The sequence below is a fragment of the Acinetobacter sp. YH01019 genome, from assembly GCF_013420285.1.
Classification (GTDB): Bacteria; Pseudomonadota; Gammaproteobacteria; order Pseudomonadales; family Moraxellaceae; genus Acinetobacter; species Acinetobacter gandensis.
Window position 1 is genome coordinate 1 of record NZ_VOYM01000082.1, and the last position, 11667, is coordinate 11667.

At 40.5% G+C, this 11667-nt stretch carries 7 protein-coding genes and 1 pseudogene; 4 read left to right on the forward strand and 4 right to left on the reverse strand.

All coding sequences use genetic code 11. The features are described from left to right. Positions 1-198 precede the first annotated feature (198 nt). From FTT84_RS14865 to FTT84_RS14880, 4 genes are all read left to right on the forward strand, one after another. On the forward strand, positions 199-786 hold the full coding sequence (locus tag FTT84_RS14865) for a hypothetical protein (protein WP_373685038.1): 588 nt from the start codon (positions 199-201) through the stop codon (positions 784-786). Positions 787-835: 49 nt separating this feature from the next. Further along, positions 836-1939 (forward strand): efflux RND transporter periplasmic adaptor subunit, encoded by a 1104-nt coding sequence (locus FTT84_RS14870; protein WP_067764569.1) that lies wholly within the window; start codon positions 836-838, stop codon positions 1937-1939. Positions 1940-1962: 23 nt separating this feature from the next. After that, positions 1963-5067, forward strand: coding sequence for an efflux RND transporter permease subunit (locus FTT84_RS14875; RefSeq protein ID WP_180057785.1), 3105 nt, complete (start codon positions 1963-1965; stop codon positions 5065-5067). Positions 5068-5163: 96 nt separating this feature from the next. Beyond that, entirely contained in the window at positions 5164-6879 is a 1716-nt protein-coding gene (locus FTT84_RS14880) for a proline--tRNA ligase (RefSeq protein WP_180081650.1), read from the forward strand. A 62-nt stretch (positions 6880-6941) separates the two neighbouring features. Here FTT84_RS14880 and FTT84_RS14885 read toward each other — a convergent pair whose 3' ends face one another. The 4 genes and pseudogenes from FTT84_RS14885 to FTT84_RS14900 form a co-directional block, all read right to left on the reverse strand. Continuing rightward, complete coding sequence (locus FTT84_RS14885) at positions 6942-8243, reverse strand: hypothetical protein (protein ID WP_180081652.1); 1302 nt, start codon at positions 8241-8243, stop codon at positions 6942-6944. Between the two features lie 50 nt (positions 8244-8293). After that, positions 8294-10474, reverse strand: coding sequence for a DUF6160 family protein (locus tag FTT84_RS14890; protein ID WP_180081654.1), 2181 nt, complete (start codon positions 10472-10474; stop codon positions 8294-8296). A gap of 30 nt (positions 10475-10504) precedes the next feature. Continuing rightward, a complete protein-coding gene (locus FTT84_RS14895) occupies positions 10505-11194 on the reverse strand; it encodes a hypothetical protein (RefSeq protein WP_067764582.1) in 690 nt (229 codons plus the stop codon). 10 nt (positions 11195-11204) lie between these two features. After that, positions 11205-11537: pseudogene (locus tag FTT84_RS14900) on the reverse strand (hypothetical protein); the annotation flags it as partial. Positions 11538-11667 lie beyond the last annotated feature (130 nt).

The following is an 11667-nucleotide window of genomic DNA, read 5'->3' on the forward strand; positions in this document are numbered from 1 at the left end:
TTGATGCCATTTTTCTTTATACTGTCACTGAGGCAGGTTGGACATTTGATTTCTAGAGTTATTTGCATTTCTCTATTTTATCAAAATTCAACCTGCTTTTTTTCAGCATACTTTTTGAAACACCACCCAATGTCGAGTCAGTTCAATAAAAAACTTACCTTCATTGGTCTGAAAAGCATCACAAAAAAAACGATATTGATGTTGTGCTTGTTTGCACAGGTTCCTTGTATTCAAGCTGCAACTACATCTGCTCAACAAGTTCAAAAAGCCACTTGGTATCGTTATTACGACAGCAAAGGTGTGGCCAATATTAGTACCAATGTGACACCTAATCACATCCGCTACGGTTATGAAGCACTTGACCAAAACATGCAAGTCATAAAACGTAACCGTCCATACAATGCTGAATCGGATGTTCGCCAAGCACCTCAACGTGCTGCACAAGCTCGTCAGCAAGATGCAGATTTAAAATTAAAAAAAGCTTATACCAATAGTCGTACTGCTGCAGCGAAAAAGCGTGATGCGTTGACCGGCATCCGTAAGCAAATTGTATTTGAACAAGAACAATTAAAACAATTACAAACAGATCGTGTATTATTTGTACGCCAAGAACGTGAATATTTCAGGAAAGGTGAAACTGTTCCTGCAAAACTAAAAACCACATTAAACAATAATCAAAAAAACATGGTAGCGAAAAAAGAATATATTCAATCGTTACAAACTCGCTATCGAAATACAGAAGCAGAATACGACAGAATTATCTCACGTTTAAAAGCGATGGAGTAAATTCTGTTATTCAATTGCTTTCTATAGACAGCTGAATAAAAGGACCATTATGCAATCTGCACAGCCTTCATCTCATTTTTTTAAACTTAGTTTGCTTTGCTTAAGCCTAACATTGGCAGCATGTCAAAAAGATGAAAAGCAAGAAACGGTTAAAACACAAAATAAGATTGAGTTAATTCAGCAAGATTTAGTCCCGATTCAACAAGGTTCAGCGGTCAGTAAAACTGCCTTTACCGGCACCATTCGTGCCGTGCAACAAAGTAGTATTCAGGCTCAAGTTACGGCTACTGCAACCAATGTCACTGCTGAAGTGGGTCAACAGGTTCATAAAGGTCAAATTCTTGTCCATTTAAACAATCAAGATAATGCATCACGTCTTGCTCAAGCACAGGCCAATCTCGCGTCCACTCAAGCCCAAGCCAATCAAGCACGCTTGATGATGGAAAGAAAACAACGTTTACTGAATCAAGGCTTTATTTCCAAAGTTGAATTTGAGCAAAGTCGCGTGGACTATCAAGGTCAAATGGAAAGTGTTCGTGCACAACAAGCCAATGTAGATATTGCACGTAAAGCCAATCAAGATGGAACCATTTATAGCCCTATTAGTGGCGTAATTACTAAACGTGAAGTCGAGCCAGGCCAAACGGTTAGTGCGGGACAAACCTTGTTTGAAATTGTGAATCCTGACCGCCTAGAAATTCAGGCCAAACTGCCAAGTGATATGCAAGCCGCACTAAAAATTGGACAAAAAATTGAATACACGATTCAAGGGAATAGCAATGTACTAACTGCCAATGTCAATCGTATCTCCCCGATTGCCGATCAAACCAGCCGTCAAATTGAATTTTTTGCACAACCGAATGAAGCGATCACCTCTTTAAGTATTGGTTCTTTTGTTGATGGCAGTCTCGTTAGTGCCCAGTCCATAAGTGGTCAACAAATTCCCCTCGACACGATTCAAAATGTAAAAGACAACCCATATGTGTGGGTCATTCGACAAAATAAAATTGCTAAAGCACCTATTCAGATTTTGAATCAAAGCTACAGCAATAACACAGCGATCGTTCAAGGCTTGCAAAATAGCGATTTGATTAGCCGTGTAAAATTTAACGATGAAGATATTCAGCAAGTCGTAAGCATTGCCAAGAACTAAAAGAAAAAATCAGGATTGTTGTTATGTGGTTAACCCGAATTAGTGTGAAATACCCTGTTTTCACCATTATGATGATGTTCTGTCTGATGGTGCTTGGGCTTGCCTCATGGCAACGGATGGGTGTCGAGGAATTTCCTGATGTCGATTTTCCATTTGTTGTGGTTTATACCAATTATCCAGGTGCTTCGCCTGAGTCGGTCGAATCTGAAATTACCAAAAAACTTGAAGATCAAATCAACACCATTTCTGGACTCAAACAAGTCATCTCACAATCCAGTGAAGGATTATCAACGGTCATTGTAGAGTTTAATCTTGACGTATCTTCTTCAGTTGCAGCACAAGATATACGAGATAAAATTGCACCTGTGACCGCCCAATTTCGTGATGAAATTGATGATCCCATTGTAGAGCGTTACGATCCGACAGCCAGTGCTATCATGTCCATTGTCTTTGAATCCAAAGATATGAGCCTACGTGATCTGAGTTCTTATTTGAATCAACGGATTGTGCCTCAACTTCGTACTGTGCCCGGGGTCGGAACAGTCAATTTACTCGGCGATGCTCAACGACAAATCCGCATTCAGGTTAATCCTCAAAAATTACAAAGCTATGGCATTGGTATTGATCAAGTCATAAATACCTTAAAAGCTGAAAATATCGAAGTTCCAGGCGGTACGCTTAAACAAGCCAATTCAGAGTTGGTAGTCGAAATTAAATCGCGTGTAATCCACCCTTCAGCTTTTGGTGATTTGGTGGTTACCAATAAAAATGGTGCACCAATATATCTCAAACAAATTGCGGAGATTGAAGATAGCCAAGCTGAAATGGAATCGAGCGCCTATCTCAATGGCAAAACGGCTGTTGCTGTCGACATCTTACGCAGTTCAGATTCAAACGTGATTGAAGTCGTAGACAATACCCGTGAGACCCTTGCAGAGATTCAAAAACAACTCCCTAAAGGAACAACAGCCGAAGTCGTCGTCGATTCTTCAAAAGGTATCCGCGGCAGTATTAAAGATGTAGCGCGTACCATTATTGAAGGTGCCGTTTTGGCGATATTAATCGTCTTGTTATTCTTAGGCTCATTCCGCTCTACAGCGATTACAGGTTTAACTTTACCGATAGCTCTATTGGGCACGCTAACCTTTATTTGGATATTTGGTTTCACAATTAACATGATGACTTTACTCGCTTTATCTCTGAGTATTGGTCTGTTGATTGATGATGCGATTGTGGTCCGTGAAAATATTGTACGCCACGCCGATATGGGTAAAGACCATGTCACAGCTGCACTAGATGGTACCAAAGAAATTGGCCTCGCTGTATTAGCGACAACGCTCACTATCGTTGCGGTGTTCCTTCCTGTCGCTTTTATGGGCGGTATTATTGGCCGCTTCTTCTATCAGTTTGGTGTCACGGTAAGTACGGCGGTACTCATTTCCATGTTTGTCAGCTTTACCCTTGACCCGATGCTCTCTGCGCATTGGGCTGAAAAACATGACCCAAACAAAAAACCAGGACGTGTAAAGCGTTTCTTTAATTGGATCTCTGGAAAGCTCGATAACTTAAGTCATCATTACGAAAAGCTGCTCAAACTGGCTTTACGCTTCCGTTTCATTACTATTTTAATTGCTGTTGCATCTTTATTTGGTGCACTTGGTCTGTCGAAACTGATCGGGACAGAATTTGTCCCTGTGCCAGACAAAGGTGAAATTCGCATTAAATTTGAAACACCTGTTGATGCAACGCTCGAATATTCACAAGCCAAACTGAAGCAAGTTGATCAGATTGTTCGTCAACATCCTGAAGTCAAAGCAACCTACGGCGCAATTAATAGTGCTACAGATCGTGGTAAGAACCATGTGAGTTTACGTGTCACAGTTACCCCCCGTACTGAACGTAAGCAGAGTTTGACTGATTTAAACAACGAATTCCGTCAACGCTTGAAACATGTGGCTGGGATTACAATCACATCAGTCGCTTCAGCCGATGAAACTGTTTCAGGTGGTCAAAAACCGGTCATGATTTCTATTAAAGGCCCTGACTTAAACGAATTACAACGTATTTCAGATCGTTTCTTAATTGAGGTAGCAAAAGTAGAAGGTATTGTCGATTTAGAAAGCTCGTTAAAGGAACCAAAACCAACTTTAGGGGTTCACGTAAATCGTGTTCTTGCGAGTGATTTAGGACTATCAGTCAATCAAATTGCCAATGTAGTTCGCCCACTTCTAGCAGGCGACAATGTGACTACATGGAAAGACGACAAAGGTGAAACCTATGATGTAAATCTACGTCTCACCGAAGATCAACGTCGCCTACCCACTGATATTCAAAATATGTATATCACTTCTCAAAAAAACGATGGAGCTGGCTTACCTATATTGGTACCTTTGGCCAGTGTTGCGAGTTTTGAGCAAACTTTAGGTGCTTCACAAATTAATCGTCGTGATTTGGCTCGTGAAGTAATGGTGGAAGCCAATACTGCAGGCCGTCCTGCAGGTGATATTGGTGCAGAAATCAATCAAATTGAAAAAGACTTTGATTTGCCACCGGGCTATAGCTTTGTTACACAAGGCGCGAACAAAGATATGGCTGAATCCGCAGGCTATGCCATGACTGCCATTACCCTTTCAATTGTGTTTATTTATATCGTTTTGGGTTCGCAGTTCAATAGCTTCATTCACCCTGCGGCCATCATGGCATCACTCCCACTATCTCTAATCGGTGTGTTCCTCGCATTATTTGTTTTTAACTCCACCATGAATCTATTTTCCATTATCGGGATCATTATGCTCATGGGCTTAGTCACCAAAAATGCCATTCTACTCATCGACTTTATTAAAAAAGCCATGGATCGTGGCGTCGATCGTTACGATGCCATTATCGATGCTGGTAAGACGCGGTTACGTCCCATTTTAATGACTACCAGTGCCATGGTCATGGGAATGGTACCACTTGCTCTAGGGCTGGGTGAAGGTGGTGAGCAAAGTGCACCTATGGCCCATGCTGTGATTGGTGGGGTCATTACTTCCACTCTCCTCACTCTTGTGGTGGTGCCGGTTATTTTTACTTATCTTGATGACTTCCGTAATTTTCTTGCACGTCAAGCCAAAAAAATCATGTCATAATTGCAAAATCTAAATTGAGGGGACATTGAAAAATGTTCGCCTCATTTTTTATTGTATACTCTCTACTTTAACGCTTAATTTTTTAGGACAGTTTCCATGCGCGCGAGTCGCTTTTTATTTGCAACGTTAAGAGAAACCCCAAACGATGCTGAAGTTATTTCACATCAGTTAATGCTTCGTGCTGGGATGATTCGTAAATTGGCTTCAGGTTTATACACTTGGCTGCCGATGGGCGTTCGCGTATTAAATAAAGTTGAAGCGATTATCCGTGAAGAGATGGATCGTGCCGGTTCACTTCAAGTCCTAATGCCTGTCACTCAGCCTGCTTCGCTATGGGAAGAATCAGGTCGTTTTGTGCAATATGGCCCTGAACTGCTACGTTTTAAAGACCGTCATAACAATGACTTTGTTCTTGGACCAACGCATGAAGAAGTGATTACTGATCTTGCACGTAACGAGTTAAAAAGTTACAAGCAATTACCTGCGAACTTCTACCAAGTTCAAACGAAATTCCGTGACGAAATTCGTCCACGTTTTGGTGTAATGCGTTCACGTGAATTCATTATGAAAGATGCTTATTCTTTCCATGTGGATCAAGCATCTTTACAAGAAACCTATGACAATATGTATGCTGCATACTGCAAAATTTTCACTCGTTTGGGTTTAAATTTCCGTCCAGTCCAAGCAGATACAGGCTCAATTGGTGGATCGGGTTCACACGAATTCCATGTACTGGCATCAAGTGGTGAAGACGATATCGCATTCTCTACCGACTCAGACTATGCCGCGAACGTTGAAATGGCTGAAGCAGTACTTGTGGGTGAACGCGCTGCGCCAACCAAAGCACTCGAAATTGTAGATACACCTAACCAAAAAACTATTGCAGATGTCTCTGAATTCCTTAAATCAGACCCTGCTCAATCTGTCAAAGCATTATTGGTCCAAGGTGTTGCTGAAGAAGGTAAAGCTGCACCAGTTATTGCTTTATTCTTACGCGGTGACCATGAACTGAATGAAATTAAAGCAGAAAAACACCCATTAATTACTGCTCCTTTAACTTTTGCAACTGAAGCACAATTAGCTGACTTAGGCTTAACTGCTGGTTTCTGTGGCCCTCAAGGCTTAACCGAAAAAGGCATTACCGTTATTGTTGACCGTGCAGCGTCTGTACTTTCAGACTTTGTTGCTGGTGCAAACCAAGTCGATAAACATGCTGTAGGTGTAAACTGGGAACGTGATGCACAATACACCGAAGTTTATGACCTTCGTAATGTTGTTGAAGGTGACCCTTCTCCAGACGGTCAAGGTACAATCTTGATTAAACGTGGTATCGAAGTTGGTCATATCTTCCAGTTGGGTCAAAAATACTCTGAAGCGCTTGGCTGCAAAGTTTTAGGTGAAGATGGCAAACCTCTCGTTGTGACTATGGGTTGCTACGGTATTGGTGTAACCCGTGTTGTTGCTTCTGCGATTGAACAAAACTTCGATGACAAAGGGATTATTTGGCCGTCTGCAATTGCTCCTTTCGAAGTTGCTATTGTGCCCATGAATGCACATAAGTCACCGCGTACAATGGAAGCTGCTGAAGCGCTGTATGAAGAATTAACAGCTGCTGGTTACGATGTATTATTAGATGACCGTAATGAACGCCCAGGGGTTAAATTCTCTGATATCGAATTAACGGGTATTCCACACCGTATTGTGATTGGTGAGAAAGGCTTGGATGCTGGTACATTTGAATACAAAGGTCGCCGTGATGAAGAATCAAGCAACCTCAGTAAAGAAGACCTTTTAGCGAAACTTGCAAAATAATTTGCGCTAAACATAAAAAATCCCGCTAGGTGCGGGATTTTTTATATCAAATATTTTAAGCCTTAACAGAATTTCAGCCCGCCGAAGCAGTTAGAACGAAACTCCTGTCCAGAAAGTTTTAAATTGTTTAATGGGAAATCAATTAATGACGGGTTTTTAATTTCTTTAACATCTAAAGCCGAACCTGCAACACAACCAAAGATTAAATCTCCACAATTACGAACATTGGTACTTAAGTCATGGTTAATTCCAGCGATCGTTTGTTTCAACACTTCATCCGTAATCGCCACTTTATCTGAAGGTGTAATACTCCCCAAATCGACTTCATCTTCCATCGCCAGCCACCACCCTCTTTCTGCTGCGACTGCAGCACCAGGCCAGATTATTTTTTGAGCTTGTAAAGATAGCGAAGCAGGGTTATTTAGATAAAGTGCGTGAATCAAACCTAAACTTTGATTTACCGTAATATCGGTTTTTAGCCCAGTAAGATACCCCGTCACATCTTTATTCAAATTAATGTTTAAACCGAGTAGAGAGATTTGAGCTTCTAATGGACCACTAAAATCAAGACGATCAACTGTTCCTGTACCCTTTAACTGTACATCTGTCATTCTATTCCCACTCACGACAGTAGCTGGAATCGTAAAAGGTGCTGTGGTTGATTTTAAATTAAAAGAATAATTATCTGATTTGTAGTGAAGCGGTAGATCAACTTCTGCACCAAATAATGTCCCCTTAACTGCTCCTTCAATATATTGCTGCGTAGAAGCATAGTCCATCACACGCTCGGCAGTTGTTGCAACACCCGCAGACGCTTTTGTTTTCATATAACCACTAAAGGTATTGATACCATTGGGTGTATTGCTATTTTCTGTACCTAATGTCATTAATCCAGAAATTTTTTCAGCGCTCAAACGAAAGCCCATCACTTCACGTGTTGCCGCTGATTTCGGATTTTTAATTGCAATTTCGATAAAAGGATTGGTCAGCAAAGCTGAAGTTGCCGCACGTTCATCCGACGTATAATTGCTATTTGCAGGCAAGCCACTCAGTGAAATATGATCAATATCAATATCACAAGCACCTGAGCCATTTGCACCACCACAACCCAATTGGAGCTTTTTAATATTGGCATTGAGCTCCATTTCAGCTTCCAAACCAAGTTTATAAAAGCCAACTTTGGATTGGTCAACGGCTTGTCCACTCTCATCCACAGAATTATACCCCTGCGTATATTCCATGGAGAGTAAAGCTTGACCATCAACTTTTGATAAGCTTTCATCATCTAAAGCCATCATTGCATGAGATAAGCTACTCATCGCAAATGTCGAGAATATCAAACCTCTGATTAACTTCTTTTTCATAACAAATTCCCTGTTCGTTATTTTATTTATTTGTTATTGATTTAATTTTACTAGCGTGGAGTAATCCCCATCGTACTTCGCATTGTTCCACCGGTTAGGGCAATATCCGCCATCTTTTGCATATTGCCATTTGTTAACATCGAAACTTCTGCACGAAACGCTTTAGACATATTATTGGTTGGATTGAATTTTACCTGATTATCAAACTCTACCGAATCTTGTTTCATTTTAATTCGAGCATCAAAGCCTAGATCGCCCTGCATTTTATTAATATTGATACTTGAAGCTGAAACGACACCGCTGGCATTTACATCTTCATTCATCAAACTTAAATAGCTTCCCATAACTTTTTGATCTTTCTTTTCAGCATCAGTTAATGCTTTAAATTCAAAGCTTCCACGGAAAGATAAATAATTATTTTCTGCAGTGTCATTTAGACCCGGTACTATAAATAGCTCACCTTTACCATCAAGTTTAAACACAATATTCGTCAACACATCATCACGTTTAGAGAAATTATCTAAAGGTACTGTAGTCCCACATTTGGCAGAAGCTGTAGTCGCACAGTTATAGGTTGAACCCGGAAGTTGACCAATCGCTAACTCGGCATTAGCTGCAATCAATAAATTATCTGCACGTACATAGATGCCATCATTTTCATAACCAATCACACCATCAGATTGAATAAGTGCATTGATGTTTCTTAAGCCAGCATAATAATTGACTTCTTGACCATTAATACCTTTTTTACCATCAATCAAAATAATAGAAGTTGTACTTGGTGTTCCTGTTTTTTTATCAACACCATAACCATCTGTGCTCATTACAAGGTTATAGCCAATACCTGATTTTTCAGCCGCATTTTTATAACTGTATTTTTTCTCTGATAATGCAACGTTAGCATTCATATTATAAATCGGGATACCAATCCCCCAACTATTGTCATTACTTGCAATTGCGGCAATTGAGTTATCAGAAATAAATCGTGCTGTACGCGCGATGGACTGAAAATCCATACCACGAATCGCCACTAGTGCAAAATTTCCGCCCGCCGTTTGATTTGACAGATTCTGGGTTAAAACATTATTGGTTAAACCTAATGTTGCTTTTAATTTATCATTTACCAGAAAATCAAGGCTTTTTGCTTGAATGGTATTGATATAAATATCGCCAAAATCAATATAGGCATTTTTATCAGCAACTAAAGACGTTAAATTAGAAAATTCAATGGCATAACTACCAATACCCGTATGGCCAATTTCTAAGGTTGTCGGTGCTTGACCTGCAACAAGGCTAGGATCATCCTTTGAAGTGAAATCCGCGCGCACACCTAAATGTAAACCACCTGAACCAACGGACTCATATCCAGAAGCCTTCGTTGCTAGACCAAAATCTTTGATTCCGTCTTGATTGGCATTTAAGGCAACTCGTGCATTAGTGACAGCACCCGATGCTCCCATACGAATTAAATTGCGCTGCGCACCACCATCGGTACCGTATCGTAAATCGATATTAACGCCGGGGTTTGTGGCATCGCTACGTGAACTATGCACATCTGAAGTGTCCTTTACCCGCCCCAAATTGACCGTATGGTCTTTGCTCCCTGTGGATTTTGTGGTGAGAACAATGCCTTCATCAGCTGCGACATACATATAACCTGAACCAGCAAAGTTAAAGTTAAAGTCCTTTAAGGTTACGCTATGTCCATTCATACCATGACTAATACTGGCATTTTGCAATTGAAATTCCATATACGCCGTATCATTACGGTTAAATAGACCATTGCTGGTTTCAAGTAATACTTTTAAAGGTGAAGATGTTGCAATCGCAAGTGAACCTAAATTTTGCGTAGGCGTTTGGCACGTTGCGCCTTGACACAGCAGCATAATATTTTGCGCAACAGCAGTAAATGGGCTGACACTTGCGGCAATACGCATGCCTACACCAGCATCCGTAGTCCCAACATCAAAATCTAATTTTGATGTAATGGTGCTTTGCCCAACGCCATCTATTTGTACATTGTGCAACCCCATTTTCATCTTATTTTGGTCAGTTGGGTCAACCCAATTTAACTGATCAACTTTGACTCTAGAAACTTCATGGGTAATCGAAATACCATCTTGGCCAGTAACTGCACCCAAGCTTTCATCGGTCATCGCTTCAAAAGCATATGCATGTTGAGCAAGTAAAATACTGGTTGCGAGTGCCGTTAAAGTTGTTATTTTTTTCATCACAATATCCTTATATTCAGTCAAAGCTGATTAACAGCGACCTGCACCATTTCCAGTGCAGTTAAAACTGAAGATGTTTAACTTTCCACTCATGTGCATGTTGCCATGCACATTAACACCCATAAATCCTTGTTCTGAACCACGATCAAAATCAGGCACAGCTAAAGTTGAAGTTGTTCCATCAGCTTTCTTTTCGGTATAGGTCGTATAAGTACTGGTATTTTCATAACCTTCCTTACCTGTCGTCCCTGTTTCCACCGCCAACGTAGCAAAACCTAAATTTCTAATTTTTAATGGCTTATCATCATAAAATGTCAACTGCATAGCCGTTTGTGGATTACCTTCACGATTGATAATCGTCACACCATCTAGTGAAAATTGATCGATCTGTAACGTTCCTTGAAACTGTTTAAACACCAACCATTTCTTATTACCATTTGCATCCACATGATTATTGGGCGCAAGTGCTAAGCGACAAAACTCATTGGATGAACATTGATATCCATAAAAAGCTTGAGTCGTTTTTCCATTCGCATCCATGATAGAAATGTTGTTTTTCGACATATCATTGGCGTATTGATGGTTTAAGGAAAGTGTCCAACTGAGATCAGCACCGCCTTGACCGGTTGCAGCAGTGAGTTCGGTATTATCCATAGACACTAAGCCTGCATGAGTTTGTGTCAGTGCAGCACAAACAACAGCGCATAAAATTTTATACATGTAATTTCTCCTACAGCCCTGTTGTTCTTATTTTTAAGTGCTGAATCAAGACGCCATCTATGGCAACAGATCCTAAATTCGTGCTTTGTCCATTGACACCTTTAAAGACCACACCTGTCGCCGTATCCGTACTTTTTGCATTCAGCAGATTACCAGGCAAGCGCTCTACTGTACCGATTGCAATACTACTATGTGTTGCATCACGCCCTTGATACAGTGCTGTAGCATCTGAAGCATTGGCTTTTAATTCTGTGCCACAACTATAGACGTTACAGGTTGATCCTTTAAAGTCTGCAGCCGTTAAGCCTGATGTACCTGTAGTATTTCCAGCGATATCTGTATAGTAATAGGACTTACGCATTGACGGATTCAAAAAAGTATTAAAATACTTTATAAAGTATCTGTGATCAGACGAATTAAACATGCTTCTACAGCAACTTGTACATTACCCATTTATATGGGCTTTCTCATGA